Source organism: uncultured Eudoraea sp., assembly GCF_947260015.1.
Taxonomy (GTDB): Bacteria; Bacteroidota; Bacteroidia; order Flavobacteriales; family Flavobacteriaceae; genus Eudoraea.
The window spans coordinates 232,040-258,864 of the sequence record NZ_CAMYOM010000001.1 but is presented as its reverse complement, the minus strand read 5'-3'; the positions used below and the strand labels follow the sequence as shown (position 1 = coordinate 258,864).

The 26,825-nt window shown below is 35.2% G+C and carries 29 protein-coding genes; 17 read left to right on the top strand and 12 right to left on the bottom strand.

Going from position 1 to position 26,825, the window contains the following annotated elements:
• Nucleotides 1-78 precede the first annotated feature (78 nt).
• The 3 genes from prmC to ligA all read left to right on the top strand — a co-directional run bounded on the left by prmC (nt 79) and on the right by ligA (nt 3,573).
• Entirely contained in the window at nt 79-933 is an 855-nt protein-coding gene (prmC, locus tag Q0X66_RS01215) for a peptide chain release factor N(5)-glutamine methyltransferase (RefSeq protein WP_297702649.1), read from the top strand.
• Nucleotides 934-994: 61 nt separating this feature from the next.
• Complete coding sequence (locus Q0X66_RS01210) at nt 995-1,576, top strand: TIGR00730 family Rossman fold protein (protein ID WP_297702648.1); 582 nt, start codon at nt 995-997, stop codon at nt 1,574-1,576.
• Nucleotides 1,576-3,573 (top strand): NAD-dependent DNA ligase LigA, encoded by a 1,998-nt coding sequence (gene ligA / locus Q0X66_RS01205; protein ID WP_297702647.1) that lies wholly within the window; start codon nt 1,576-1,578, stop codon nt 3,571-3,573. Before Q0X66_RS01210 ends, ligA begins: the two co-directional genes overlap by 1 nt.
• Nucleotides 3,574-3,625: 52 nt before the next feature.
• Here ligA and Q0X66_RS01200 read toward each other — a convergent pair whose 3' ends face one another.
• Nucleotides 3,626-4,393, bottom strand: coding sequence for a hypothetical protein (locus Q0X66_RS01200; protein ID WP_297702646.1), 768 nt, complete (start codon nt 4,391-4,393; stop codon nt 3,626-3,628).
• Nucleotides 4,394-4,527: 134 nt separating this feature from the next.
• Here Q0X66_RS01200 and Q0X66_RS01195 point away from each other — a divergent pair, with 134 nt between their 5' ends.
• Nucleotides 4,528-4,830: a hypothetical protein gene (locus tag Q0X66_RS01195; RefSeq protein WP_297702645.1), complete on the top strand. Its 303-nt coding sequence runs from the start codon at nt 4,528-4,530 to the stop codon at nt 4,828-4,830.
• 47 nt (nt 4,831-4,877) lie between these two features.
• Here the strand turns inward: Q0X66_RS01195 and Q0X66_RS01190 are convergent, their stop codons facing one another.
• The 3 genes from Q0X66_RS01190 to Q0X66_RS01180 are packed head-to-tail and all read right to left on the bottom strand — an operon-like array spanning nt 4,878 to nt 7,035.
• Nucleotides 4,878-5,324: a hypothetical protein gene (locus Q0X66_RS01190; protein ID WP_297702644.1), complete on the bottom strand. Its 447-nt coding sequence runs from the start codon at nt 5,322-5,324 to the stop codon at nt 4,878-4,880.
• A gap of 32 nt (nt 5,325-5,356) precedes the next feature.
• Nucleotides 5,357-6,268, bottom strand: coding sequence for a bifunctional UDP-sugar hydrolase/5'-nucleotidase (locus Q0X66_RS01185; RefSeq protein ID WP_297702643.1), 912 nt, complete (start codon nt 6,266-6,268; stop codon nt 5,357-5,359).
• A gap of 2 nt (nt 6,269-6,270) precedes the next feature.
• Complete coding sequence (locus Q0X66_RS01180; protein ID WP_297702642.1) at nt 6,271-7,035, bottom strand: 5'-nucleotidase C-terminal domain-containing protein; 765 nt, start codon at nt 7,033-7,035, stop codon at nt 6,271-6,273.
• Between the two features lie 66 nt (nt 7,036-7,101).
• Here Q0X66_RS01180 and Q0X66_RS01175 point away from each other — a divergent pair, with 66 nt between their 5' ends.
• From Q0X66_RS01175 to Q0X66_RS01115, 13 genes are all read left to right on the top strand, one after another.
• On the top strand, nt 7,102-7,641 hold the full coding sequence (locus Q0X66_RS01175; RefSeq protein WP_297702641.1) for a hypothetical protein: 540 nt from the start codon (nt 7,102-7,104) through the stop codon (nt 7,639-7,641).
• Nucleotides 7,642-7,652: 11 nt separating this feature from the next.
• Complete coding sequence (dapA, locus tag Q0X66_RS01170) at nt 7,653-8,543, top strand: 4-hydroxy-tetrahydrodipicolinate synthase (RefSeq protein ID WP_297702640.1); 891 nt, start codon at nt 7,653-7,655, stop codon at nt 8,541-8,543.
• Nucleotides 8,544-8,713: 170 nt separating this feature from the next.
• Nucleotides 8,714-9,556, top strand: coding sequence for an outer membrane protein assembly factor BamD (gene bamD, locus Q0X66_RS01165; protein ID WP_297702639.1), 843 nt, complete (start codon nt 8,714-8,716; stop codon nt 9,554-9,556).
• The gene (locus tag Q0X66_RS01160; protein WP_297702638.1) at nt 9,553-9,888 is read left to right on the top strand and encodes a DNA-directed RNA polymerase subunit omega; all 336 of its coding nucleotides are present in this window, start codon (nt 9,553-9,555) and stop codon (nt 9,886-9,888) included. Before bamD ends, Q0X66_RS01160 begins: the two co-directional genes overlap by 4 nt.
• 1 nt (nt 9,889) lies before the next feature.
• Entirely contained in the window at nt 9,890-11,095 is a 1,206-nt protein-coding gene (coaBC, locus tag Q0X66_RS01155) for a bifunctional phosphopantothenoylcysteine decarboxylase/phosphopantothenate--cysteine ligase CoaBC (protein ID WP_297702637.1), read from the top strand.
• On the top strand, nt 11,088-11,981 hold the full coding sequence (locus Q0X66_RS01150) for a DUF4835 family protein (protein WP_297702636.1): 894 nt from the start codon (nt 11,088-11,090) through the stop codon (nt 11,979-11,981). Before coaBC ends, Q0X66_RS01150 begins: the two co-directional genes overlap by 8 nt.
• Before the next feature lie 60 nt (nt 11,982-12,041).
• On the top strand, nt 12,042-13,694 hold the full coding sequence (recN, locus tag Q0X66_RS01145; protein WP_297702635.1) for a DNA repair protein RecN: 1,653 nt from the start codon (nt 12,042-12,044) through the stop codon (nt 13,692-13,694).
• Nucleotides 13,695-13,819: 125 nt separating this feature from the next.
• A complete protein-coding gene (locus Q0X66_RS01140; RefSeq protein WP_297702634.1) occupies nt 13,820-14,632 on the top strand; it encodes an SDR family oxidoreductase in 813 nt (270 codons plus the stop codon).
• A gap of 37 nt (nt 14,633-14,669) precedes the next feature.
• Nucleotides 14,670-15,599, top strand: coding sequence for a glycosyltransferase (locus Q0X66_RS01135; RefSeq protein ID WP_297702633.1), 930 nt, complete (start codon nt 14,670-14,672; stop codon nt 15,597-15,599).
• On the top strand, nt 15,599-16,555 hold the full coding sequence (locus Q0X66_RS01130) for a YbbR-like domain-containing protein (RefSeq protein WP_297702632.1): 957 nt from the start codon (nt 15,599-15,601) through the stop codon (nt 16,553-16,555). The genes Q0X66_RS01135 and Q0X66_RS01130 overlap by 1 nt, the downstream gene beginning before the upstream one ends.
• Nucleotides 16,552-17,139, top strand: coding sequence for a dephospho-CoA kinase (gene coaE / locus Q0X66_RS01125; protein WP_297702631.1), 588 nt, complete (start codon nt 16,552-16,554; stop codon nt 17,137-17,139). Before Q0X66_RS01130 ends, coaE begins: the two co-directional genes overlap by 4 nt.
• A 79-nt stretch (nt 17,140-17,218) precedes the next feature.
• On the top strand, nt 17,219-18,799 hold the full coding sequence (locus tag Q0X66_RS01120) for a HAMP domain-containing sensor histidine kinase (protein WP_297702630.1): 1,581 nt from the start codon (nt 17,219-17,221) through the stop codon (nt 18,797-18,799).
• 6 nt (nt 18,800-18,805) lie between these two features.
• Nucleotides 18,806-19,513 (top strand): response regulator transcription factor, encoded by a 708-nt coding sequence (locus tag Q0X66_RS01115; protein ID WP_297702629.1) that lies wholly within the window; start codon nt 18,806-18,808, stop codon nt 19,511-19,513.
• Nucleotides 19,514-19,569: 56 nt separating this feature from the next.
• On the opposite strand, the gene Q0X66_RS01110 is transcribed toward Q0X66_RS01115, so the two are convergent.
• The 8 genes from Q0X66_RS01110 to Q0X66_RS01075 all read right to left on the bottom strand — a co-directional run bounded on the left by Q0X66_RS01110 (nt 19,570) and on the right by Q0X66_RS01075 (nt 26,823).
• Nucleotides 19,570-20,064, bottom strand: coding sequence for a gluconokinase (locus tag Q0X66_RS01110; protein ID WP_297702628.1), 495 nt, complete (start codon nt 20,062-20,064; stop codon nt 19,570-19,572).
• 1 nt (nt 20,065) lies between these two features.
• Nucleotides 20,066-20,980, bottom strand: a complete 915-nt coding sequence (miaA, locus tag Q0X66_RS01105; RefSeq protein WP_297702627.1) for a tRNA (adenosine(37)-N6)-dimethylallyltransferase MiaA — start codon at nt 20,978-20,980, stop codon at nt 20,066-20,068.
• Nucleotides 20,980-21,828, bottom strand: coding sequence for an ion transporter (locus Q0X66_RS01100; protein WP_297702626.1), 849 nt, complete (start codon nt 21,826-21,828; stop codon nt 20,980-20,982). Before Q0X66_RS01100 ends, miaA begins: the two co-directional genes overlap by 1 nt.
• The gene (locus Q0X66_RS01095) at nt 21,825-22,892 is read right to left on the bottom strand and encodes an exonuclease domain-containing protein (protein WP_297702683.1); all 1,068 of its coding nucleotides are present in this window, start codon (nt 22,890-22,892) and stop codon (nt 21,825-21,827) included. Before Q0X66_RS01095 ends, Q0X66_RS01100 begins: the two co-directional genes overlap by 4 nt.
• Nucleotides 22,847-23,560, bottom strand: a complete 714-nt coding sequence (locus Q0X66_RS01090) for a YggS family pyridoxal phosphate-dependent enzyme (protein WP_297702625.1) — start codon at nt 23,558-23,560, stop codon at nt 22,847-22,849. The genes Q0X66_RS01095 and Q0X66_RS01090 overlap by 46 nt, the downstream gene beginning before the upstream one ends.
• A 94-nt stretch (nt 23,561-23,654) precedes the next feature.
• Nucleotides 23,655-24,905 (bottom strand): DUF1015 domain-containing protein, encoded by a 1,251-nt coding sequence (locus Q0X66_RS01085; protein WP_297702624.1) that lies wholly within the window; start codon nt 24,903-24,905, stop codon nt 23,655-23,657.
• Between the two features lie 4 nt (nt 24,906-24,909).
• Entirely contained in the window at nt 24,910-25,800 is an 891-nt protein-coding gene (locus Q0X66_RS01080) for a 3-hydroxyacyl-CoA dehydrogenase NAD-binding domain-containing protein (RefSeq protein ID WP_297702682.1), read from the bottom strand.
• Between the two features lie 57 nt (nt 25,801-25,857).
• Nucleotides 25,858-26,823: a Gfo/Idh/MocA family oxidoreductase gene (locus Q0X66_RS01075; protein ID WP_297702623.1), complete on the bottom strand. Its 966-nt coding sequence runs from the start codon at nt 26,821-26,823 to the stop codon at nt 25,858-25,860.
• Nucleotides 26,824-26,825: the final 2 nt, after the last annotated feature.

Here is a 26,825-nt window from a genome sequence, read left to right as displayed (position 1 = left end):
AGAATAGTGATGCAATTGGAATTCAGAAAACAGCTGATTTTCAAAGTGTCATTTTTGGAAGTACATAGCATTTAAGAAATGTTGTTAAAAGAGATCAAGGACATATATCACAAGGAATTGGATTATAACTATTCCAAGGAGGAAGTGGACAGTATGTTTTATTTAATGATAGAACACTTTTTAGGTTTGGAGCAATTTATCCTGGCAATAGATCCGCGAATTGTTATCACTAAGGAGGAAGAACAGTATATGTTTGAAGGTTTATCAAAATTAAAGAATGAACATCCTATTCAATATGTTTTGGGGGAAACCACTTTTATGGACCTGAAAATTATGGTAAATGAGTCTGTTCTTATACCAAGACCGGAAACTGAAGAATTGGTAAACTGGGTGCTTGAAGATATTGAAAATTTGGATGATAATCTTAAGATTATTGATATTGGAACTGGAAGTGGATGCATTGCAATTTCTCTAGCCAAACTAAAATCAAATCTAAGGGCCACTGCAATGGATATTTCCAAATCTGCACTGGAAGTAGCTACAAAAAATGCGTTAAAGAATGATGTGGATATTGAATTTATTCAGGCCGATATTTTAAAGATTACCTCCTTAAAGGAAAACTATGACATTATAGTTTCTAATCCTCCTTATGTTAGGGAAATGGAGAAAGATAAAATGCATAATAATGTCCTTAAAAATGAGCCTTATTTGGCATTGTTTGTTCCAGACGGGGACCCCTTACTCTTCTATAGACCTATTGTTAAACTGGCAAAAAAGAGCTTAACTCCCAAAGGTGTTCTTTATATGGAAATAAATCAATATTTAGGTGAAGCAGTAAAAGAGCTTTTAGAAGAATTTGGTTATTCTGAAATTGAGCTTAGAAAAGATATCTTTGGAAATGACAGAATGATTAAAGCTAAGCAACCCGGATAAACTCAAAATGTGTTTAAATTGTCTTTTTTAATATTTTTAAAGTCCCGAGAACATATAGGAAATGAATAGTATTGTTGTCTTTTGTGGTAGTAGTGAAGGAAAAGACCCTCTTATATTGGATAAAGCTTATTCCCTTGGGAAGGTAATGGCAGAACGATCTATTGAACTCGTTTATGGGGCAGCCAGAATTGGTGTAATGGGTAAGTTGGCGCAGGGAGCACTGGACCATTCAGGAAACGTTGTTGGAATTATTCCGGATTTCCTTAAGCTTAAAGAAGTATTTCATACTGGTCTGACAAAATTGGTCGTAACAGAAAATATGCATGAACGTAAACTCAAAATGCATGAAATGTCTGAAGGAGTAATAATGCTGCCAGGAGGCTATGGTACTTTGGAGGAATTTTTTGAAATGATAACTTGGGCTCAATTGGGATTGCATCACAAACCTATAGGCATTCTAAATATTAACGGATTTTACAACAGTTTAATAGGGATGCTAAAAACGATGGTTGATCAGGGATTTGTCAAACAGGAAAACTATGATATGATACTTATAGACCATTCAATTAACGGTTTATTGGATAAGATGATGCATTATCGCCCTCAACATGTGCCTAAATGGATAAATAAAGATCAGGTTTAATGACTATCAAGGAAAAAATAGAAGCCTTACGCCGGGAATTGCGTGAACACAACCATAAGTATTATGTACTCGCCAGTCCAACTATATCAGATTATGAGTTTGACATGAAATTAAAGGAGTTACAGGCATTAGAGGAACAGAATCCTGAATTTATGGATGAAACTTCTCCTACCATGCGGGTAGGAGGCACGGTCACTAAGAATTTTGAGACGGTAGTTCATGAACACAGGATGTATTCACTGGACAACTCTTATTCCAGAGAAGAGTTATTGGATTGGGAAAAGCGGGTATTGCGCATTTTGGGAGGTTTCACGGTTAACTTTACTTGTGAACTTAAATATGATGGTGCCTCAATTAGCCTAACCTACGAAAATGGGGAACTTGTCAGAGGGGTTACAAGAGGTGATGGATTTCAGGGCGATGACGTAACTGCAAACATAAGAACCATTAAATCTGTTCCCCTTAGATTGAAGGGAGATTTTCCATCGAAATTTGATATTCGGGGTGAAATTGTACTGCCAATAGATGGTTTCGCTAAAATGAATGAAGAGCGAATCAATAATGGGGAGGATCCTTATATGAATCCTCGGAATACTGCAGCCGGAAGCCTAAAATTGCAAGACAGTTCGCTGGTCGCGGAAAGGCCTTTGGAATGCCTTCTTTACGGAATTACCGGAAGCAAACTAAATTTTTCATCCCAATTTGATATGCTTCTTAAAGCCCGTGAATGGGGTTTTAAAGTTCCTGCTGCCGCTAAGCTTTGTGAAACTACTGCAGAAGTAATGCAGTTTTTGGAGTATTGGGACATTGAGCGCCATAATCTTCCTTATGAAACCGATGGTGTTGTGGTAAAAGTTAACAGCCTTCAACAACAGGAAGAACTGGGTTATACAGCAAAGTCGCCCAGGTGGGCTCTTGCCTATAAATTTAAGGCAGAACAAGCGGTTACAATTCTTAATGAAATTAGCTATCAGGTTGGAAGAACCGGAGCCATAACACCAGTAGCAAATTTACAAGCGGTGCTCTTAGCAGGAACCACAGTTAAAAGAGCTTCATTACACAACGCTGATCAAATAGCCAAGCTTGATATCCGTGAAGGGGATACGGTACATGTTGAGAAAGGTGGTGAGATTATCCCTAAGATTGTGAGTGTCGATTTGTCAAAACGTCCAGCCAACTCTATACCCACACGGTATATTACAAACTGTCCTGAATGTGGCACAAAGTTGAGAAGAAAAGTAGGGGAGGCCCAGCATTTTTGCCCTAATGAAAGCGGTTGTCCGCCTCAGATAACCGGGAAAATTCAACATTTCATTTCCAGAAAAGCCCTGGATATTGAAGGTTTGGGAAGTGAAACAGTAGAATTGCTTTATAAAGAGGGCTTGATAAATAATTATGCTGATTTGTTTATACTTACAAAAGATCAGCTCATGCCTTTGGAGCGTATGGCAGAAAAGTCTGCCGAAAATTTGATTAATGGAGTAGCAGCATCTGTTAATATTCCTTTTGAACGGGTGTTATTTGGACTTGGCATACGATATGTTGGGGAAACTGTGGCAAAGAAATTAGCCAAGGCTTATAAGAATATAGATGCATTAATGGTAGCCACCGCGAATGAGCTGGAAATGGTGGATGAAATTGGAGAAAGAATTGCCGAAAGTGTTGTGAATTTCTTTGAAGAGGAAAAGAACAGGGACATTATAAACCAGCTTAAGGAGTATGGTCTTCAGTTTTCACTTACCGATAAGCAACTGGATGGGCAAACTGATAAACTTAAGGGTCAGACCTTTGTGGTCTCCGGCGTATTTGAAAAAGTAAGTCGAACGGAACTGAAAAAGAATATTGAAGACAATGGGGGTAAAGTTAGTTCTTCCATTTCCTCAAAGACTTCTTTTGTGGTGGCGGGCGCCAATATGGGCCCCAGTAAAAAAGAGAAGGCAGATAAATTAGGTATTCCAATTATTTCAGAAGACGAATTTTTAGCACTAATCAATTAAACCCCCTTTTTAATGGAAAAAAGAGGGTTTTATTATTTTGTTTTAACAAGTATTAATCTCCGCTAAGCTCTTTATCGTATACCCATATTTCGTCCCAGCTATTATCCAATACCTGGTCCATGTTACGGACAAAGTCGTCCCAGGATTCCTCTCCATGAACTTTAAAAAAGGTTTTCTTAAATGTAGGTGCTTCATCAAACTCTGCCCAATTCTTATAAAATCCTACAGAAGCAATATGCCGGCCAATTTTAGAACCTTGTCTAAATTCATTGTAATAAACACCCCATGCATTGTTACCGTCCATAGCTTTAACGGTTTTGCTAATAAGTTCTAACATTGCTTTAACGTTATGTGAATGTTCAGCATTAACTTCCCAATACCTGATGAATTGAATAGGGTAGAGTGAAGGATCATCCGTTAGCATATCTGTGTTTGACAGTTTAACATCGCCTTTCCAATATTCCCCATGTTCCATTTTCTTTACATAGGCCATGACGTTATCTCTCCAGTCTTCATCATGTCCGCCTTCAGATGGTCTGGAATCGAGGTGTGCATATTTTAATGGCCCCATCATCCATACAATTTTTCCAATATCCGGACCGGTGGAAATACTGTAAACTGTAGCTTTATATGCACCTTCATTATGGTATTTTAGGTTGTGCGCCCTCATATTTTCACCAAGAACTTTTAATTTAGTATTATCGGGAGTCAATACAATAGTTTCCCACATGGGGGCTTCTGCCTCTTGTGCAGTAACCATAACTATTGAACCCAAAAAGAGCGAAAAGATTAATAAATAAGCAAGTGATGTTTTTTTCATAATCATTGTGTTTAATTTTAAGTGATTTTTTTATCTGTACCAATAAAAGATTATTTGTTTTTTAATTCAAATCAAAAAGGACCAACTAAGTGAAAATATGTCCGAAATGATGATATTATTTATCAAGGCTTAAGATGAAAGAGTCATTCAACTACGAAGATTTTTTAAATTCCTTAAAAAATGAGCATCCACCGGAGCTTTGGCCGAAGGTGTTGCAGGCACTCTGGTATGACGCAAATGGGAATTGGAATGCGTCTCATGATCTTACACAGGATATACACTCAAATCTTGGTTTTTGGATGCATGCTTATCTCCATCGCAAAGAGGGCGATAAATTCAATGCCGATTATTGGTACGGAAGGGCGAACAGGCCTTATCCGAATAATACCTTACAGGAAGAATTCAGAATTTTAGTAGACTATGTTGTAAACAACTAAGTACTAAATAGTTCATGATGACATATAATCCGGATGATAATAGATTTCTATAATTTAAAGAATTGTAGTTGTTCATCTGCTACTTCAATACCAACCTTCATCCCATATGAGAGCCCGGAAATTCTTGGCAGAATTAATTCTAGTATTGATAGTTCCTGAATATGATCAACCTTGGTAATTGGGTCAGGCATATAAATTAATCCTTTGTTTTTTTTATCTCTGAAAAAGAAAATAACATCAAAAAAATAAAAATTTTCTGGTGGGATATAATCAGACCATGGTATAGCCACAAAAGAATATTTTGGTTTTTCTATTTTAAAGAGGTAGGGTGTAATATTTAAATTGATAGTACCTAAAAAGTAAGCGGAAAGATCCAATCCTCTTTCCTTAAAATATGGCAGTTGTTGATATAAAGTACCCTTTGGATATCTTTGAGTATCAGATTTACCCGAAGCTACCCCATGACCTTCGCATATAAAGCCGTTTACTTTCATGGTATTTTAAAAAAACTACGGTTTAATAAGAATCAGACAGAAATGGAAATCCCCTCTGACTTAATATTCTTTTCAGAATCAAAATAAAAATCGATTCTACCGAGATTTATTCCATAGCAACCAACCTGATTCACCAAAACTGATTTATCTAAACGATTTTGTCTAATAACAGGTTTATCTAAAAATGTATGTGTATGTCCGCCAATAATAAGATCAATATTATCTGTATTTGCAGCTAGTGTTAGATCACTTGGTTTTTCAGCATCCTGGTAGGAGTAACCTAAATGTGATAAACAAATAACCAGATCACATTCTTCTTCTTTTTTTAATAAAATACTAATATCCTGTGCAACTTCAATAGGATTATGATAAGCGGTCTCTTTAAAAAGGTCCTTGACAACAAGGCCAGCAAGTTTTATTCCCAATCCAAATACGCCAATCTTGATGCCATTGAGCAAAAATGTATTGTAGGGTTCTACAAAACCATTCATCACAGTATTGGTAAAATCATAATTTGCCGAGAGTAATTTAAACTTAGCAAATGGCATCTGGGCTAAAAGGCCTTCAATACCATTATCAAAGTCATGGTTACCTATTGTAGCAGCGTCATATTTAAGCATGCTCATCAATTTAAATTCCAATTCGCCTCCATAAAAATTAAAATAGGGTGTACCCTGAAAAATATCTCCGGCATCCAATAAAAGGGTATATGGATTTTCCTTTCTTATTTTTTGAATCAATGTAGCCCTTCTGGCAATGCCACCCATATTCGGAAATGAATTATGTGTTTTGGGAAAAGGATCTATATGACTGTGCACATCATTGGTATGCAGTATGGTAATGCATTCTGAATTCTGAAAATTACAACTATTCAAGCTAAGTCCACCCATACTTATGTAGGAGCCGCCGGCAAATGAATTTGTTACAAAGTCCCGTCTCTTCATTTCTATTCAATTTTAATAAAGCGGTCGTCCACTTTGGCAGTAAGGGTATCTACTTTTTTAAAATAATCAATCATTGCATTTCTAATCAAATAATTTAGATCAACAGTGTTGAGACTGTCTTTAAAAAATCCCATGTCGTCACCTCCATCTGCCAGGTAATTTGATGTAGCTACATAATAAGTTCTATTTTCATCAAAAGGCAGCCCCTGAATATTCACATCCTTAATGGTTTCATTATTATTCAAAACAATCTGAATTCCCGCTATAGGATGCGGATTATCTGCGTTTATTAGAAAAGAAACCAGATCTCTTACGGACTTGCCTTTAATAGCAACAATCACTATAGAATTATCAAATGGCATTACTTCATAAGCTGTTCTGGCACTTACCTTTCCTTCAGATATTATACTACGAATACCGCCATAATTTGAAATTACAAAATCTATTTCATGTCCAGTTCTCGATTTAAAAATGGGGTTAGCTTCGCTAAGGATTATATCAGCCATTAAGTTACCTTCTGACGTATTGTATTTACCGTCTTTTTTGGTGATTTTAATTGGCGCATATGCCAAGGCACTATCTAAAACCTCATTTACGCGCTTTCTATAGGGTGCTACGTAGATATCTATGGAATCTGTAACGTTTATAGAATCAGTAATTGGCAGCTGCTTACCAGATATTTTACTAAGCTTTTTCGGAGTTTCATTGCAGGCACAAATACAAGTAATTGTTACAAAAATAACAAAATGTTGTATTTTTAAATTCATTATCCTTTTTATCTTAGCATAATAGTTGCTTGGATATTAATTACATTTGCCTAAAGGTAAAGGTACATGTTTTTAAAGGCACTTAGAGATAAATTTAAATACAAATCAGGGTTAAAATATTTAAACGAACAATTTAAAAATCCGCCAGATGAGGTTGAACGTAAAAAGGGTATTACATCAATTGCCATTATTGTAGATCTCGATAAATTTGATAAAACGGAATTGTTCTATGAATTTTTAGAAGATTTTAAATTAAGGCCCAATGCGGTTAAAATAATTGGTTACAAAAATTATTACGATAAGAATTCACCTTATGCAACCCCTGTTTTTTCAGATAAAGACCTTGGTTGGCATGGGGACATTGAAAACAGTTATGTCCTGGAGTTTTTGAGTAGGGAATACGACATGTTGGTAAATTATTATAATCAAGAGAATTTAATGCTCCAGTTAATGACCATAAAGACCAGAGCAAGAATTAATGTTGGTTTTGCCGAGATAGACGAAAGACATAATGATTTAATTTTGGAGACATCGTTCACAGACTTTAATACTTTTAAGAAAGAGCTTAAAAAATATCTTAAAGTTCTGGGTGAAATCGATGCGTGATGTAAATAACTATGAAAAATTTATTAGGAACTGGGGTTGCATTGATTACTCCTTTTAACCTTGATTTATCTATTGATATTAACGCCTTAAAACGCGTCGTAAACTTTTGTATTGAAGGAAATATTGATTACCTCGTTGTATTAGGTACCACTGGAGAATCTGTGACACTTACCAGCTCTGAAAAGCAATTGGTAATTGATGTGGTTGTTGAAGAAAACGCCGGAAGGCTTCCTCTCGTTGTTGGAATAGGAGGAAACAATACACAACTTTTAACTGAGGAATTACTTCAAACCAATCTTAAGGATTTTGCGGCGGTGCTATCCGTATCTCCTTACTACAATAAACCTACTCAGGAAGGAATTTATCGCCATTATAAAACTTTAGCAGAAGCTTCCGAGAAGCCTCTCATTTTATACAATGTGCCTGGAAGAACCGGAAGTAATATTGAACCGGATACGGTTCTCAGACTTGCAAATGAGTGTTCTAATATTGTTGGCATAAAAGAGGCTTCAGGAGATATGACTCAGTTGAAAAGTTTGATAAATATATTACCCTCAGATTTTTTGGTGATTTCAGGGGATGATTTTACAGCATTACCCACCGTTATAGAAGGAGGGGTAGGGGTTATTTCTGTTTTAGGACAAGGTCTGCCAAATGAATTTTCCAAAATGATAAGCTTGGGATTGCAAGGCAAAGCAGAAGAAGCTTATGCCTTGCACAATGCCATGACAGAGGGAATGAAATTAACTTTCCGGGAGGGAAATCCCGCAGGGATAAAATCGGTTTTGGAAATTCAAGGAATTTGTGGGCCAACAGTGCGTTTACCATTGGTTGAAGCATCCTCAAGACTTAAAGGACATATTAATGAATTTATGAGGACTTTTGCAAAAATCAGAGCTTAAGTTAATGATCAAATTTTCTCTGGAAACCGTATTTGCCGTATTATCGTAGAAATGAAAAAGCCAAAATTGGGTTAAAAGTTCATTAAAATCGCTTTTTAATAGCCTTACAGGTACTATCTTAGTATTTAATTAATGTTTTTTATTCCGCCAATTATCCCTAATTTTGCAAAATGTTTTTTAGAACCAAATATCTTTTTTTCTTACTCATAACCATTATTGCCTTAAATTCATGTGGTGAATACCAGAAGGTATTAAAAGACACTGATACCAGGGCAAAGTATGAACTTGCAGAAAAACTGTATAATGAGGGGGATTTTAAAAAGGCCAATCGCTTATTAGAACAAATTGCTCCTGGATATGTAGGTAAACCACAGGGGGAGAGAGTAATGTTCTTTTTTGCCAACAGTTATTTTCAAATTAAGGATTACAATTTTGCCGGTTATCAGTTTGAACGTTTTTTGAAGTCCTATCCTAAAAGTGATAAGGCCTCTGAAGCTGCATTCATTGGAGCGAAAAGTTATTATATGCTTTCACCCAAGTATTCTGTAGACCAGACTGATACGGATAAGGCCTTAACCAAATTGCAGTTGTTTATTAATCTTTACCCTGAATCTGAATACTTTGCCGAGGCAAATATTATGGCAAAGGAATTAACAACTAAGAAAGAACAGAAAACTTTTGAAGTTGCAAAACAATATACAAAACTTGGAAAGTCATATATTTTAGACTATAGTGTTTCCGCTATAGCAGCCTTAGATAATTTTATTTCAGATAACCCCGGATCAATTTATCGGGAGGAAGCGCTTTATCTGAAAATTGAGGCAACTACGAATATAGCTTTAAACAGTACAGAGAATCGCAAAAAAGAACGTCTTGAGGATGCTAAAATGGCATATAATAATTTATTCAAATACTTCCCCGAAACCATATATGCGGAAGTTGCCAATGATTTGATTGAAAAAGTAGATGAGCAATTAAACAGTTATTCTGAACAAAAAAACCTTTCAAAATGAATATGAACGATTTGAAGAATTCCAAAGCCCCGGTATCAACCATTACAATCAACAGAAATGAGTTTGATCAAAATACAGATAATATTTATGAGGCTATATCAATAACTGCCAAAAGAGCTATTCAGATTAATTCTGAAATTAAAAAGGAACTTCTGGAAAAACTTGAAGAATTTGCCACATATAGCGATAGCCTTGAGGAGGTATTTGAAAATAAGGAGCAAATTGAAGTTTCAAAATTTTATGAAAAACTTCCCAAACCGCATGCTTTGGCAGTAATGGAATGGTTGGAAGATAAAATTTACCATAGGAATACAGAGAAAGACGAGCAGTAATATGTTAGGCGGCAAAAAAATCCTTTTAGGTATTACTGGGGGTATCGCCGCTTACAAAACCACTTTTCTGGTTAGATTATTTATAAAAGCAGGCGCTGAGGTTAAGGTTATCTTAACTGAAAGCGCTCTTTCATTTGTTACCCCTCTTACTCTAGCTGCCTTATCAAAGAATCCTGTACTTACCAGTTTTATCAAAGAAGAAGAAGAGAGCGTGGATTGGAACAATCACGTAGATCTTGGCCTATGGGCTGATTTAATGCTCATTGCTCCGGCTACAGCCAATACCCTGAGCAAAATGGCAAGTGGTACTTGTGATAATTTATTGCTAGCGATCTACTTATCTGCTAAATGCCCGGTATTCTTTGCCCCGGCAATGGATCTTGATATGTATGAACATCCAACGACAAAAGCGAGTCTTAAAAAATTACAGACTTTTGGCAATATTATGATTCCAGCTGGCAAAGGTGAATTAGCAAGTGGATTATTTGGCGAAGGACGCATGGCAGAACCGGAAGATATCCTGCGGTTAATTCAGGAATATCTTTCCAGTAACTTGCCGTTAAAAGGAAAAAAAATATTGATTACAGCCGGGCCCACATACGAAGCCATAGATCCTGTACGTTTCGTAGGCAACCATTCCTCTGGTCTTATGGGATTTGAATTGGCAAATGCAGCTGCTAATCTTGGGGGAGAAATTGTATTAGTATCAGGACCTTCAAACTTAACAGCCAAAAATCCGTCTATAGAAATAGTTAGGGTAGTTTCTGCTCAGGAAATGTTTAATGCCGTTCATAAGTATTATGATGATTGCAACATTGTTATAGCTGCTGCTGCGGTATCTGATTACAGGCCCAGTAAGGTATACAAACAAAAAATAAAAAAAGAATCTGAAACCCTTCAAATAGATTTTGTAAAAAATAAAGATATTCTTTTATCAATGGGAGATAAGAAGAAGAATCAATATTTAGTGGGATTTGCATTGGAGACTGAAAATGAGGTGGAGAATGCAAAAAAGAAATTAAGGAAAAAGAATTTAGATGCAATTGTTCTGAATTCACTTAATGACAAAGATGCAGGGTTCGGGAAAACAACTAACAAAATAACATTTATAGATAAGAATTTAGAGATAAAAACGTTTGAAGTTAAGAATAAGGCTGAAGTAGCTTTAGACATATTGAACGAAATCATCAGTAGGGGCCATGCGTAATTTTTTAATTCTCTTATTTAGCTTTCTTTTTGTTAACTGTATTAATGCCCAGGAACTTAATTGTACCATAACAGTTAATGCAGATCAGGTAAACCAGACAAATAGACAAATATTTGGGACTTTAGAACGTGCATTGAACGATTTTGTCAATAAAAGTCAATGGACAAATAGGATTTACAAGGATAATGAGAAAGTAAATGCCAGGATGTTTATTACGGTAACGGACTATGCCTCTGACAGATTTAGTGCAAATATTCAGATTCAGTCTTCTCGTCCCGTATTTAATACCTCTTATGAAAGCCCCATTTTTAATTATAAGGACAATCAGTTTAATTTTCAGTATATAGAGTTTGAACCTTTGGTTTATAACCCGAATGTATTTGATTCTAACTTGGTTGGAGTTATTTCCTATTATGTATATATAATCCTGGGACTCGATGCAGATACTTTTGCTTTGGAAGGAGGGACAGAATTTTACAAAGAGGCTCAACAAATTGTAACTCAGGCTCAGGGTAGTAGTTTTTCGGGCTGGAGGCAAACGGCTTCAGATAATAGAACACGATTTGAATTCGTTGATAACCTTCTGTCGAATACTTTTAGAGAATATAGAATTGCCATGTACAATTATCACCGAAAGGGGTTGGATATTTTAGGGGATAACAATAGTACCGGCAAGCAAGTGATAGCAGGTTCTATGAGGTTGTTTGAGACTTTAACACAAAGAAGGCCTAATGCATTCTTAATACAAACTTTCTTTGATGCCAAATCTGATGAAATACAAGACATATTTTCTGATGGGCCAAAAGTAGATATTGTTGCACTGAAAGAGACATTAAATAAAGTAGCTCCATTTTATTCCACAACCTGGGATGAAATAACATATTAATCACTTCATTTTCATTCCAATAATAATTTATCTTTACAGACCATATTATATAATATTGTTGTGCTGATAAATCTGTCTATAAAAAATTATGCCTTAATCGATAATCTCAATGCTAACTTCACTGGTGGATTTACTACAATTACGGGTGAAACAGGAGCTGGCAAATCTATTCTTTTAGGAGGCCTTTCCCTGGTTTTAGGAAAACGCGCAGACATGTCTTCTCTAAAAGACAAAGACAGCAGATGTGTAATTGAAGCCGTTTTTGATATCAAAAATTATAATTTGGAATCATTTTTTAATAAACATTATTTAGAGTATGACTCCAATACTATTATACGCAGGGAAATTCATCCTGGTGGTAAATCGAGAGCATTTGTAAATGATTCTCCAGTTACACTGGATATATTAACGCAATTAGGCAAACGACTTGTTGATATTCATTCACAGCACCAGACATTGCAGTTGACAGAGCACGATTTTCAGTTAAAATTAATTGATGCTTTTGCAGATAATACAAGGATCCTGAATGCATACAATATTAAACTAGCAAAATACAAAACTACCTTACACGAATTTGATGAGCTCATAGAGTTTCAAAAAAATGCCATTAAAGAGCATGATTACAACACTTTTTTGTTAAATGAATTGGATGCTATATATCTTGAAGAAGGGCTTCAGGAAAAACTGGAAGATCAGTTCCAGCAATTAAATAATGTTGAGACTGTTCTTGAAAATTTATCCAAAGGAAATCACCTGTTGAGGGATGAACAAATGGGGATTGTAAGTTTGCTTCAGGAACTTAAACTGATATCAGGAAAGCTATCCGTTATAGGAAACAAGTTTGCAAATCTTAAGGAACGAATTGATTCAGTTTTTATTGAATTAAAAGATATAGCCGAAGAAATACAAACTCTTCAGGAATCTATTGAACCCGATCCGGGGAAACTTGAAGAAATTAATGCTAAATTACAGGTCCTATACGACCTGCAGAGAAAACATGATGTATCCAATGTTTCTCAATTAATGGTTATAAAAGAAACACTTACAAAAAATGTTAGTGCCACACAAAATCTTGAAGAAGAAATTAAAGATAAAAGGAATTTACTTGAGGTACTAAAGAATGAGTTGGATAAAGAAGCCAATTTGTTATCTGATCGCCGCAATGCTGTAATTCCGGACATTAAGGAAAAACTTGAACATTCTTTACATTCTCTGGGCTTGCCTAATGCTACTTTCAATATTGAAGTTATTCCAACTCAAGATTATAAAACTAACGGTGTTGATACGCTATTGTTTTTATTTTCGGCGAATAAAGGGTCAGATTATAATACTTTAAAAAAGGTTGCTTCCGGAGGGGAACTTTCTCGTATTATGCTTGTAATAAAATCGATACTTGCCCGATACGAACAATTACCGACCTTAATGTTTGATGAGATAGATAGTGGTGTTTCCGGTGAAATATCAAACAGAATGGGGGATATTATGCAAAAAATGAGTAGGAATATGCAGGTTTTTTCAATAACACATCTTCCTCAAATTGCTTCTAAAGGGGATCATCATTTTAAAGTATTTAAAATAGATAAGGGCGATAGTACTCAAACACAAATGAAAGAATTGCTGGAGGATGAAAGAGTTTTCGAATTAGCAGAAATGCTAGGAGGCAAGAGCCTTTCCGATTCCGCTCTGGCGCATGCCCGGGAGCTTTTAAATTAAAAAGGCAGAAAGATCTTTAATTTTATTTCTCCCCTTCTTAGTATGTTTCAATTATCCCAGAAGAGCGATTTAGTTTCTACTTTTTTAGATATCTTTGACTTCAAATTAATCCAAACCACTTAAAGATGGCATATAATTTATTAAAAGGGAAGAAGGGAATTATTTTTGGGGCACTTGATGAAAATTCAATTGCCTGGAAAACCGCTGAACGTGTACATGAAGAGGGTGGTACTTTTGTTCTTACAAATGCTCCCATTGCCATGCGGATGGGTCAGATTAATGCCCTGGCAGAGAAAACAGGTTCACAAATAGTCCCCGCTGATGCTACCAATGAAGATGACTTGAATAATTTGATTGCAAAATCCATGGAAATTCTGGGAGGAAAAATGGATTTTGTTTTACATTCAATTGGAATGTCCGTTAATGTCCGGAAGGGTCGTTTATATACGGATGAAAAATATGATTTTACAACTAAAGGATGGGATGTTTCTGCTCTTTCGTTCCATAAGGTTATGCAAAGTTTATACAAAGCAGATGCAATGAATTCATGGGGAAGTATAGTAGCATTGACGTATATGGCTGCCCAACGTACATTTCCAGATTATAATGATATGGCAGACAACAAAGCTTATCTTGAATCTGTAGCCAGAAGTTTTGGCTACTTTTTTGGCAAAGAGAAAAAGGTAAGAGTTAATACAATTTCTCAATCTCCAACACCAACTACTGCCGGGCAGGGTGTAAAAGGTTTTGATGGCTTTATTAATTATGCAGAAAAGATGTCTCCCTTAGGTAATGCAACAGCTCAGGATTGTGCAGATTATACCGTATCTCTCTTTTCAGATCTTACAAGAAAAGTTACGATGCAGAATTTGTTTCATGATGGTGGTTTTTCAAATACTGGTGTAAGCCATGAGGTAATTGAGCATTTTACTGAATAACAGTATCTAAAAAATTTTAAAGCCATCCCAGTACAGGATGGCTTTTTCATATGAAATAGTCATTGTTGAAGACGGCTCTGTTACCACATCTAAAACTGTAATTGATGATTATAAAGGAACATTAAATATTACTTATCTTTTCAAGGAGAATACAGGTCCTGGAAATTCCAGAAATTTCGGGATGCAGCGCGCTAAAGGGAATTATTTTATAATATTGGATTCAGATTGTGTAGTTCCTGTCAATTATCTCGAAAAGGTCTCGGATAGCTTAAACAACAAGTACGTAGATTGTTTTGGTGGCCCTGATGCCGCGCATCAGTCATTCTCAAATGTTCAAAAGGCGATAAATTATGCCATGACTTCTATTTTTACTACTGGAGGTATCAGGGGAAATAATAAAACTGTAGATAAATTTCAGCCCAGAAGTTTTAATATGGGGATTTCTAAAAAAGCTTTTGAAGACTCGGGAGGCTTTGGAAATATACATCCGGGAGAGGACCCTGACCTAATTATGCGTTTATGGGATAAAGGATATGAAACTAAATTAATTGGCGAGGCATTTGTTTACCATAAGCGAAGAGTAAGTTTCCATAAATTCTTTATACAGGTTAAAAAGTTTGGTATGGTACGTCCAATTCTCAATAACTGGCATCCAGGTTCTTCCAGAATATTCTATTGGTTTCCTACCCTTTTCTGTATGGGACTTATAATTTCTCTATTAATGTTATTCATTGGGCCGGGAAGATATCTATGGCCCATTATACTTTACGCCGCCTATTTTGCGTTTATTTTTTTAGATGCCTTAATAAAGAATAAAAACCTTGTAGTTGCCTTTTTGGCTACTATTGCTGTTATGATTCAGTTTCTTGGTTATGGATATGGTTTTTTAAAATCAGTAATCTTAGTTAATTTTAGCAAAAATAAACCACTGGAACTTTTTCCCGAATTGTTTTTTAAACAAATTTAATGGAGCAGAAAGAAGTCAAAAGGAGTAATGATAAAAGAAAGATAAATATATTTTTAATCTTCCTGTTGTGCTCTTTCCTTGCCTGGCTTGTAAGCAGATTATCTGAGACCTATGTTGACCGGACTACTTTTGACCTGGAGTATATCAACGTACCCGACAGTCTCCTTTTAGCTGATAACTCTTTAAAAAATGTTGATGTAAGACTTAGAGCCAGCGGGTTTCAATTTTTAGGATTTTATTATAATCGTAAAAAAATTGAGATAGATCTGTCTAATATGGCTAACGATCAATCAAAATTTTACGTTGCCCAACTTGATTTCAAGAAACAGATAGAGAGTCAATTATCCAGTTCTATAACCCTTTTAGAAGTAGATAGGGATACACTCTTTTTAGATTTCTACCAGGTTGAATTAAAAGATGTTCCCATCTCTCCAAATATTAGCTTAAACCCGGCCCAGAATTATCTTGTAGACGGCAAATTAAAGTTAGAGCCTTCACTAATTTCAATATCGGGACCAAAAAAGGAGTTGGATTTGGTAAATTCGGTTTCAACATCGGAGGTTGAACTCAATGAAATTTCTGAGGATTTTTCCATAGTAGTTGATTTGGTTTTACCGGAAGATTTCCAAAATATAGAACTTTCCGAAAAAAAGGTAAGAATCTCCGGGAAAGTTTTTCGATTTTCTGAAAAATTAATTGAAATTCCAGTGGAGGTCATTAATCTCCCGGAGGGAACACAGATAAAAACTTACCCCAACACAATTGCGGTACTTTGCAAGGCCAGAATTGATAGATTAAAGGATATTAGCCCTATAGACTTTAAGGTTGTGGCTAATTTTCAGGAACAAAGAGGTGAAAATCAAAATCTTCAAGTAATCCTTATCGAAAAACCCAACGATGTGTACAGTGTTCAACTAATGAAGAATGAAGTGGAATTTATCTTGAAACGTCAATGAAAATTATTGGATTAACCGGTGGGATTGGCAGTGGAAAAACAACAGTAGCCAAACTGTTTAAAGAATTGGGTGTCCCTGTTTATAATTCGGATTTGAGAGCTAAAAAACTAATGAATAATTCTAAGGGGATTAGAACAGCCGTAATCGATTTGTTAGGAAAAGATTCATACGAATTGGAAAGGTTAAACAAAAAATATATAGCAGATAAGGTTTTTAGTAATAAGGAATTACTTCAAAAGCTTAATTCAATAGTGCATCCAGCTGTTAGAAAGGACTTTAGTAGGTGGGTAAAAAAGAAAAAAACTTTATATGTGATCCAGGAGGCAGCAATACTTTTTGAAAACAACGCCTATAGTAATTTTGATAAAATAATACTTGTAAAGGCCCCAAAAGAGGTCCGTTTAGAAAGAATAATAGCAAGAGATAATGGTTCAAAGGAAGAAATCCTGGCACGAATGGAGAATCAATGGGACGATTCTAAAAAGATTCCTTTATCTGATTATATAATCGAAAATATAGACTTAGATAAGACCAAATTACAAGTTGAACAGATTCATCGCCAACTTATTAAAACAGCGGTTTAACAGCTTTTTTAACATTTTTGTTAAGGTTAGGTTAAACAGGTGATCCGCTAAATGTTAAATTTTTAAATTTACCAAATAGATGAATAAGAGATTATTTGTTAGCCTGGTCATTTTAATGAGCCTCTCTCTTATTGGGATTATCTCTGTACAACTGTATTGGATAAAAAGTTCTGTTGAAGATAAAGAAGAACAATTTTCAAATACAGTTTCTGAAGTTCTTAACAAAGTAACGGACAAAATTGAAATCCGTGAAATGGACGACTATTCTGAAAGATATTTAAATCTTAAGGATAGTGTAGGAGAACTTAAGAGTTCTCATTTGAGTAACATTTTTTTTATTGATCGCGATTTAAATTCTAACGAGGTTTTATTTTACTCGCATGGAATTTTGGAAGAGGATTATAATATTGCATCTACGTTCTTTGACAATAGCAATGGTAACGATACCACAACAATAAAAAATTATACTAGTAAACGCACCAAAACAGTTTACAAGGAGGATTTTGGATTGGATGGCAAAAGCTATAAACTAACTCCTATACAAAAATTAGAAAAAATAGGTGGCTTAAAATCCGTAGAAAAGGCATTTTTTGAGGACGTCTATAGGGAATATGCTGAAAGAGTTCCAATCCATAAACGAGTTTCAAAACAAGAGATAGAATTATTACTGGATCGGGAGTTGGAAAACCGGGGTATGGATATTGAATATGAATATGGAGTCTATAGCAAAGGTCTCCCTACTAAAGTAAAGTCTAAAAGATTCAAATTTGGAGGTACAACAGTTTATAGAGCTCCATTCTTTAAGAACAGTGAGGGAATGAGTAATTTTACGCTCATGTTGTCTTTTCCTAAAAAGAAAAAGTTCTTGCTTCAATCAATCCTTGGAATGGCGATTTTATCTTTAGTTTTTACTCTTATTATAGTTGTAGCATATTCGGGAGCAATTTATCAGTTAATAAAACAAAAGCAAATCTCAGAAATTAAGTCAGATTTTATAAATAATATGACACATGAGTTTAAAACACCCATTGCTACAATAAATTTGGCGGTTGAAGCTATCAAGAATCCAAAAATCATTGGAGATCAGGAAAAGGTACAACGATATTTGAAAATGATAAGGGAAGAGAATAAAAGAATGCATGCTCAGGTCGAAAATGTCCTAAGGATCTCTAAACTTGAAAAAAATCAATTGGATATTAATAAGGACAGGGTTGATGTTCACGAAATTATTAATAAAGCAATTACTCATGTTCAGCTTATTGTAACTGATAGGGGAGGATATATTCACACCAATTTAGATGCGATAAGATCGGAAGTGTTAGCTAATGAGATGCATTTTGGAAATGTGATTGTAAATATTTTGGATAATGCTGTGAAATACTCACCAGAGGCACCTAAAATTGATGTGTTTACAGAGATTGCCAATAATTATATTGTCATTAAAATACAGGATCATGGTGCTGGAATGAGTAAAGCGGTGTTGAAAAAAGTATTTGAAAAATTTTATAGAGAACACACCGGAGATATACATAATGTTAAAGGACATGGGCTAGGACTGGCTTATGTAAAAAAAATTGTAGAAGATCACCAAGGGGAAGTTTACGCTGAAAGTGAAAAAGATAAAGGAAGTAGCTTCTATATTAAGCTACCATTAATTTAAAAAATTATGGAAACTGTAAACAAAAAAATACTATTAGTCGAAGACGATCCTAATTTTGGAATTGTATTAAAGGACTATCTATCCATGAACGATTTTGATGTTATTTTGGCAAAAAACGGAATGGAAGGTTTTGAGAAATTTAAAAAAGACAATTATGACATCTGTATATTGGATGTGATGATGCCTTATAAGGATGGGTTTACCCTGGCTAGAGAAATTCGGGAGAAGAATGAGAATGTTCCAATCGTTTTTCTTACAGCCAAAACTATGAAAGAAGACGTTCTTAAAGGTTATAAAGCAGGTGCTGACGATTATTTGAACAAACCATTTGATTCTGAAGTTTTGCTAATGAAATTAAGGGCTATTCTTCAAAGAAAGGCTTCTAATACCCTGGCTGATAGCAAACAATTTGAGTTTAATATTGGAAACTTTCACTTAAATTCTAAGTTGAGGTTTCTTAAGTACAAGGATGAAGAGCCAATAAAACTCTCTCCAAAGGAAAATGAATTGTTAAGGTTATTGGCTTTACATGAGAATGACCTTATGCCCAGGGAGTTAGCTTTGACTAAGATATGGCGTGATGATAATTATTTTACCTCAAGAAGTATGGATGTTTATATTGCCAAATTGCGTAAGTATCTTAAAAGAGATGATGTGGTTGAGATTCTGAATATTCATGGCGAAGGATTCAGGCTTGTAGTAAAGACACAGTAAAATATAAAAACTATAGAGAATCAGGCATCCGATAATGGATGCCTTTTTCATTAAAACTATATTAACTCTAATATCCTGTTAACTATTTCCTCAGGAGGCATATTTATTGAAACCTCTATAGCTTTTTGAGGTACCTCCAGGGTTTCAAACTGGGACTTAAGAAGTTCTGCAGGCATATAATGATTTTTTCTTTGACGCAAGCGGTTCATTATGTCTTTAAAAGAACCACTTAGATAAATCCAACTTACATTTTCCTGAAGATCAGCATCCAATATTCGCCTGTAGGATTCTTTTAATGCAGAACAACCAATAATTGCACCTTCTTCACTATTAGAACGGGCTAGCTCATTTAATATTAATAACCAACCCATTCTATCTTTGTCGGTTAACGGTTGTCCGGAGGCCATTTTATTTACATTGGTTTTAGAATGATAGTCATCCCCATCATAGAAAGGTATTTTGAGTTCTTTTGCCAGTAAATTTCCAATAGTAGATTTGCCACAACCAGAAACACCCATAATAAAGTAAATTTTAGGAATCGTCTTTAACATTCTACATGACCTTTTTTAATTGCATAATTTTATTTAGTATCTCATCAAATGGAGTAGAGACGTCAAACCAAATAATATCTTTATTTTTCCCAAACCATGTCAATTGCCTTTTTGAAAATCGACGTGTATTCTTCTTTATTTCTGAAATCGCAAAATCCAGGTCCCATATACCATCAAAATAGTTAAAAAGTTCTGTGTAACCTACAGTTCGTAAGGCATTTAAATGCTTGTGTTTAGATAATGATCTGGCTTCCTCAATAAGTCCGCTTTCAATCATAGTATCCACTCGCTTATTTATTTTATCATAAAGTCTGCTTCTTTCTGTCGAAAGGCCTATCACAATTGAATTAAATGGACGAGGAGGCTTTTTTTTATTTATAAAGGAAGAATAGGTTTTACCAGTACCCAGGCATATTTCAAGAGCGCGAGTAATTCTATGGGGATTTTGAATATCTACTTTTGCATAATATTCTGCGTCTAGTTCTTTAAGTTGGTTTTGTATAACTTCAATTCCTTCCTGCTTAATAACGGTGTTTAATTTGGTTCTTATTTCCCTATCAACCTCAGGGAAAGAGTCTAAGCCAGAAATAACTGCATCAATAAACAAGCCACTACCGCCCACCATGATAGCAATATCATATTTCTCAAAAAGGTTATCGAGAACATTCAGGGCATCCTTTTCAAAATCCCCAACATTGTATTTTTCCTGAATACTCTTATGTTGAATAAAATGATGTGGTACTGATTCTAATTCATGTTTGGAAGGCACCGCAGTACCTATTGACATTTCTTTGTAAAACTGTCTGGAGTCCGCGGAGATGATCTCTGTATTGAAATAAGTTGCCAGGTCCATAGCTAATTTTGTTTTACCTATTGCAGTGGGCCCTACAATTGAAAGAAGGTATTTACCTGACATTATTCATCACCTAATTTATGACCACAACTCCTGCAATATTCTGCATCCCTGCGTAGAATTTCAGTGCCACAGGAAACACAACTCCTCCCCATATCAGCCTCCTTAGCATCCTTTTTCATTGTAGTATATTCGGATGACACAATACCTGTTGGAACAGCGATAATGCCATAACCTATAATCATAATAAATGTGGCTATAATCTGTCCTAGTCCGGTTTCCGGAGAAATATCACCGTAGCCAACTGTAGTTAAGGTAACAATGGTCCAATATACGCTATGTGGGATACTGTTGAATCCATGTTCTGGTCCTTCTACCAAGTACATGATCGTACCCAGTAATATGGAGATTACTAAAACAAAGAATACAAAAACAAAGATCTTGGTTTTGCTGGCCCGTAAAGCCCGCAATAGATTATTAGACTCCCCGACAAATCTAACCAGTTTAAGAATTCTAAAGACGCGCAATAAACGTAATGCCCTAAAAGCCGTAATATATTGGGAACCGCCTACGAAATAGGACAAGTATTTTGGAATTGTAGAAAGAAGGTCAATGATACCAAAAAAACTAAAAATATATTTTGTTGGTTTTTTTATACAAATAAGACGAAGTATGTACTCCAGAGTAAATAAAATAGTAACTACCCATTCCGAAATGTTAAGAAAAGAATGATACTTCGCATCTATTCTGGGAACGCTTTCCAACATAACTATAATAACACTATATACAATTACTATTAGCAGAACTATATCAAATAGCCTACCTGCCGGCGTATGTGTGCCATAAATTATTTCGTGAAGCTTATATTTCCAGCTTTTTTTTGGTTTAACTTTTGTCTGTGTATCTTTCACTGGTGGTTTTTCAATTCAATAATCTCAAGTACTTTTTTTTCTCCTAGGTACGATTCAATAATTTTCTTGGCATTCCGAGAGCTACTCATAGGGGTAATAATTGATTCTAAGATATGAATATTATTAATTTGATAATTAAGGTTATAGAAACCCAAACCATTAAACTCCCCATTCTTGATTAGTATGGCACTGCGCTCACCAATTTCCCGGCCCTTGTCAACAATGACTAGATTATCTGATAATATATCATATCCATTTATTTGTACAAGATGTTTTTTATTTGCGAATGTTATTTTTTTACGCTGTATATTATATTTGGGTTTGTTCTCAATGAGTTCTTCATTTTCCTTTAGCAATGCTACTAATTCATTGCCGGTTTTTTCATAGGTAACCTTTTTGGTCTCTTTTTGAATTTGTCTGGCCAATTCCCCGCTTTTTAAAAAATGACGGTTAACACGTTTTTTGATATTGTTACTTTTACCTAAGAAAATTATGTCACCATCTTTATTGTGCATGTAATATACTCCGACCTCTGTTGGCATACTTTCAACAATATCCAACTGCCTTTGTGAGAGTTCTCCGAGGGACTCTTCACGCACAATTTCTTTGATTATGGACTTATCACTGTCTTTAGTAAGTAAGAGTTTGAATAATTTTAACGTAGCCAGTGCGTCACCGTTGGCCCTATGTCGGTCACTTACTGGAATACCTAATGAGCGAACCAGTTTGCCCAGGCTGTGCGATTCCGCATCCGGGATCAACCTTTTGGACAAATCAACTGTACAAAGGGTTTTCCGTTCAAAATCAAATCCTAACCTTCGAAATTCTGTGCGCAAGATTCTATAATCAAATTGCGCATTGTGGGCCACAATGACGGTATCTTTTGTTATTTCGACAATGCGTTTTGCCACTTCATGAAATTTAGGAGCAGTACGCAACATTTTGTTATTAATTCCTGTGAGATTAACTACAAAGGGCTGAATTTCCTTTTCGGGATTTACAAGACTAATGAATTTGTCTACAACCTCATGTCCGTCAAATTTATGAATAGCAATTTCGGTAATCCCTTCTTCATTGTATTATTTCTAATACCAAAGATACTACTTCCTATGCGTACCATTGTGCTGCCTTGCTGAATTGCAATTCTATAATCTCCACTCATTCCCATTGATAGTACATTTACCTCAGGTATTCTATTTTTTAATTTTAAGTAGATTGAATTTAAATATGAAAATTCCTTTCGTATTTGTTCTTCGTTATCGGTAAAAGTAGCCATACCCATCAAACCCTTTACATTCACATTATTGAGATTTACAAACTCATCTGAACTTATTAATTCAAATAACTCTATTTCATTTAGCCCAAATTTTGTTTGTTCCTGAGCAATATGTATTTGAAGCAAGCAGTTAATCTTACGATTATGTTTAATGGCCTGTTTGTTAATCTCCTTTAGTAGTTTTAGACTATCCACACCCTGAATTAATGATACAAACTCACCCATGTATTTTACCTTATTAGTTTGTACATGTCCTATCATGTGCCATTCAATATCTTTGGGTAATTCACTCCATTTAAGAGCCATCTCCTGAATTTTGTTTTCCCCGAAAATACGCTGACCAGCTTCATAAGCTTCCATTATTTCTTCATTGGTTTTTGTTTTGGATACCGCAACAAGGCTTATCTCTTTAGGAAGATTATCAAGGATTTTAAGTAGATTTCTTTTTATGGACACTTATTTTTAATTTGAAATTTGTCAATTATATACTTGGCATGCCCGTTCTACGCTCTTCTGTATCTGTCATTAGTGATGGCATTAAGCTGCAGCTTTAACTTTCTGATGAACCTAAATCGTATATAGCGAGTGCACTTCTGAGTTTTGGTTCAATATATGTACTTTTTGGGGGCATAACCAATCCTGCATCAGCTATTGCCTTTATCTCTTCGACGTCTAATGGGACCAAACCAAAACCTACTGCAAAATTCCCTCTGTCAATTTCATCTTTCATCTTAAGGACATTGCGTTTTCCATAACCATATTGGATTCGTTTGTCATTTCTTAAATCTTTTATTTCCAGGATAGGTTCAAGAATGGTCTTGTATAAAATTTGCGTATCGAGCTTACTCAGGGCATCGGTAAATTTATAAACTCTTTTCCTTAGGTATAATGAATAAAATGAGCCCTTAAGATACATGCTAAAATGATGCTTTTTATTTGGTCTGTATAATTGATTACCATGATTCTTAATCCTAAAAAATTCATCGAGTTTTACCAGAAACTCTTCAGTCGTGAGACCGTTTAGATCTCGAACCATCCGGTTAAATTCGAAGATTTTAATTTCTGATTCGGGGATTAAATAACTCATTATAAAATTATAAGGTTCGTTACCAGTGTGATCAGGGTTTTTCTTTTTCGATAAAATCGATAAAAGATTGGAAGATGCACTTCTGTGATGGCCATCCGCTATATATAAAGTATTAACCTTGCTAAATTCATTCTGAAGTACTTTTAATGTACTTTTTCCTGAAATCTTCCAGAGCGTATGGGTTACATTGTCTGGTGTTGTAAAATGACATTCTGGATTATTTGATGTCTCCTTATCAACTATATTCGAAATTTCCCCCGAATCCGGGTAAATCATCAAAACCGGCTCTGCTTTGAACTTAACTAATTGCAGATAATTCGCAAATAATTTTTCCCGGTTTTCAAGTGTGTTTTCGTGTTTTTTAATTACAGAATTCCTGTAGTCCTCGGTACTCGTTGCACATATAATTCCACAGCAATTAAAATTATCTTTTTCTATTTTATAAATATAAAAGCTTTCCTCGTCATCCTTTAAAAGAATTTGGTCCTCTAAAAACTCCAAATAACGGTTATGTACAAGTTTAAAACGCTCTACGCCTGAGACTTTTTTATTAAACCTGTTTCCGGGATTAATTATATTTAAAAAGGAATATGGATTGTAGTTTAAGACGCAGTCTAATTCTTTTTTTGAATATTCTTCGTAAGAACGGGAGGCAACGAATGACACTTTATCCTTTGCGGGCCGTATTGCTTTAAATGGTTTAATAACTGCCATAGAATTATTGGGCGAATTGGGTGGCTATTTTTTCTGCTTTTCGTGATTCAGAATAGTCGTAAAATCCTTCTCCGGATTTAACTCCGGTTTTACCCGCCATTACCATATTAACAAGAAGTGGACATGGGGCGTATTTAGGATTTTTAAACCCGTTATGCATAACATTCAAAATTGAAAGGCATACGTCAAGTCCAATGAAGTCTGCTAATTGCAGTGGCCCCATAGGATGCGCCATACCTAATTTCATTACCGTATCAATTTCTGATACACCGGCCACATTGTTATAAAGGGTTTCGATTGCCTCATTTATCATGGGCATCAGAATTCTGTTTGCTACAAATCCTGGATAATCATTTACTTCCGTAGCTATTTTACCTAATTTTTCAGAAATTTCCATCACCGCAATGGTAACGGAATCACTTGTGTTATAACCTCTAATAATCTCTACTAATTTCATTATGGGTACGGGATTCATAAAGTGCATTCCAATTACCTTGTCTGCTCTTTGAGTAACTGCGGCAATTTGTGTTATTGAGATGGAAGATGTATTGGTCGCAAGAATTGTATTTTCGTCGCAATGGATGTCGAGTTCCTTAAAAATAGATAATTTTAATTCCACATTTTCGGTTGCAGCTTCAATTACCAGGCCCGCTCCATTTACCCCTTCCTTCAATGAGGTATATGTAGAAATATTCTCTAATGTCTTTATCTTTTCATTTTTTGTAATGACATTCTTTAACAGCAGCCTATCCAGATTATTGGCAATTGTTAAAGTCCCTTTGTCGAGAGATTCCTGCGAGATGTCAACCAAGTGAACTTTATAACCATTTTGTGCAAATACATGTGCAATTCCGTTACCCATTGTACCTGCTCCTATTACCGCAATTGTTGTTATCATTTTATGCTGATTAATAATTGAAAATTACTCAATGCATTTTTTAGGCTAAACCAATTAGTTTTTGAAGGACGAAATTACCTGTAAAGCTACATCCAACGCCTGAGCTCCCTGTTTTAATGTTACTACAGGAGTGCTATCATTATTTATGGCCATGGCAAAAGTTTCAAGTTCATCCTGGATTGCATTATTATTTAGAATTTCGGGGTTTTCAAAATAAATCTGTTTTTTATCTCCTTCTGCATTCTGAAGTACCATATCAAATTCTCCCGGTTTTTCAGGAGCGTCTTTCATTTTAACAACTTCCACTTGTTTTTCAAGGAAATCCACTGATATATATGCATCTCGCTGAAAAAACCTTGATTTTCTCATGTTTTTCAATGATATTCTACTGGCAGTAAGATTAGCAACGCATCCATTTTCGAACTCAATTCTGGCATTGGCAATATCTGGTGATTTACTAATTACGGATACGCCACTGGCATTAATTCTTTTTACTTTGGAGTTGACTACACTAAGAATTACATCTATATCGTGAATCATTAAATCTAAAACTACCGGTACATCAGTCCCTCTGGGGTTGAATTCTGCTAGCCGGTGAGTTTCAATAAACATAGGGTCCTTAATTTTATTTTTAACCGCTCCAAAAGCGGGGTTAAATCGTTCTACATGCCCCACTTGTCCTTTCACCCCATTCTCGTTCTCAATTATCAGAAGCTCCTCTGCTTCCTTCAAAGTGTTAGTAATGGGTTTTTCGATAAAAACATGTTTTCCTTTCTCCATGGCTTTCTTCGCACACTCGTAATGCGATAGAGTAGGAGTGACAATATCTACAACATCTACCTTGTCCATTAGGGAATCTATATTTTCAAAATAGGAATATCCAAATTCTGCCGCAACCTTTTCACCGTTCTCGGCATCAGGGTCAAAAAATCCAATTAGATCATATTCACTGGATTCACTAAGAAGGCGCAAATGAATTTTACCTAAATGTCCTGCACCTAATACGCCAACTTTGAGCATAA

Coding starts and splice junctions, on each gene's coding strand:
- prmC (WP_297702649.1), top strand. CDS start 79: ATGTTGTTAAAAGAGATCAAGGACATATATCACAAGGAATTGGATTAT.
- Q0X66_RS01210 (WP_297702648.1), top strand. CDS start 995: ATGAATAGTATTGTTGTCTTTTGTGGTAGTAGTGAAGGAAAAGACCCT.
- ligA (WP_297702647.1), top strand. CDS start 1,576: ATGACTATCAAGGAAAAAATAGAAGCCTTACGCCGGGAATTGCGTGAA.
- Q0X66_RS01200 (WP_297702646.1), bottom strand. CDS start 4,393: ATGAAAAAAACATCACTTGCTTATTTATTAATCTTTTCGCTCTTTTTG.
- Q0X66_RS01195 (WP_297702645.1), top strand. CDS start 4,528: ATGAAAGAGTCATTCAACTACGAAGATTTTTTAAATTCCTTAAAAAAT.
- Q0X66_RS01190 (WP_297702644.1), bottom strand. CDS start 5,324: ATGAAAGTAAACGGCTTTATATGCGAAGGTCATGGGGTAGCTTCGGGT.
- Q0X66_RS01185 (WP_297702643.1), bottom strand. CDS start 6,268: ATGAAGAGACGGGACTTTGTAACAAATTCATTTGCCGGCGGCTCCTAC.
- Q0X66_RS01180 (WP_297702642.1), bottom strand. CDS start 7,035: ATGAATTTAAAAATACAACATTTTGTTATTTTTGTAACAATTACTTGT.
- Q0X66_RS01175 (WP_297702641.1), top strand. CDS start 7,102: ATGTTTTTAAAGGCACTTAGAGATAAATTTAAATACAAATCAGGGTTA.
- dapA (WP_297702640.1), top strand. CDS start 7,653: ATGAAAAATTTATTAGGAACTGGGGTTGCATTGATTACTCCTTTTAAC.
- bamD (WP_297702639.1), top strand. CDS start 8,714: ATGTTTTTTAGAACCAAATATCTTTTTTTCTTACTCATAACCATTATT.
- Q0X66_RS01160 (WP_297702638.1), top strand. CDS start 9,553: ATGAATATGAACGATTTGAAGAATTCCAAAGCCCCGGTATCAACCATT.
- coaBC (WP_297702637.1), top strand. CDS start 9,890: ATGTTAGGCGGCAAAAAAATCCTTTTAGGTATTACTGGGGGTATCGCC.
- Q0X66_RS01150 (WP_297702636.1), top strand. CDS start 11,088: ATGCGTAATTTTTTAATTCTCTTATTTAGCTTTCTTTTTGTTAACTGT.
- Q0X66_RS01140 (WP_297702634.1), top strand. CDS start 13,820: ATGGCATATAATTTATTAAAAGGGAAGAAGGGAATTATTTTTGGGGCA.
- Q0X66_RS01135 (WP_297702633.1), top strand. CDS start 14,670: ATGGCTTTTTCATATGAAATAGTCATTGTTGAAGACGGCTCTGTTACC.
- Q0X66_RS01130 (WP_297702632.1), top strand. CDS start 15,599: ATGGAGCAGAAAGAAGTCAAAAGGAGTAATGATAAAAGAAAGATAAAT.
- coaE (WP_297702631.1), top strand. CDS start 16,552: ATGAAAATTATTGGATTAACCGGTGGGATTGGCAGTGGAAAAACAACA.
- Q0X66_RS01120 (WP_297702630.1), top strand. CDS start 17,219: ATGAATAAGAGATTATTTGTTAGCCTGGTCATTTTAATGAGCCTCTCT.
- Q0X66_RS01115 (WP_297702629.1), top strand. CDS start 18,806: ATGGAAACTGTAAACAAAAAAATACTATTAGTCGAAGACGATCCTAAT.
- Q0X66_RS01110 (WP_297702628.1), bottom strand. CDS start 20,064: ATGTTAAAGACGATTCCTAAAATTTACTTTATTATGGGTGTTTCTGGT.
- miaA (WP_297702627.1), bottom strand. CDS start 20,980: ATGTCAGGTAAATACCTTCTTTCAATTGTAGGGCCCACTGCAATAGGT.
- Q0X66_RS01085 (WP_297702624.1), bottom strand. CDS start 24,905: ATGGCAGTTATTAAACCATTTAAAGCAATACGGCCCGCAAAGGATAAA.
- Q0X66_RS01075 (WP_297702623.1), bottom strand. CDS start 26,823: ATGCTCAAAGTTGGCGTATTAGGTGCAGGACATTTAGGTAAAATTCAT.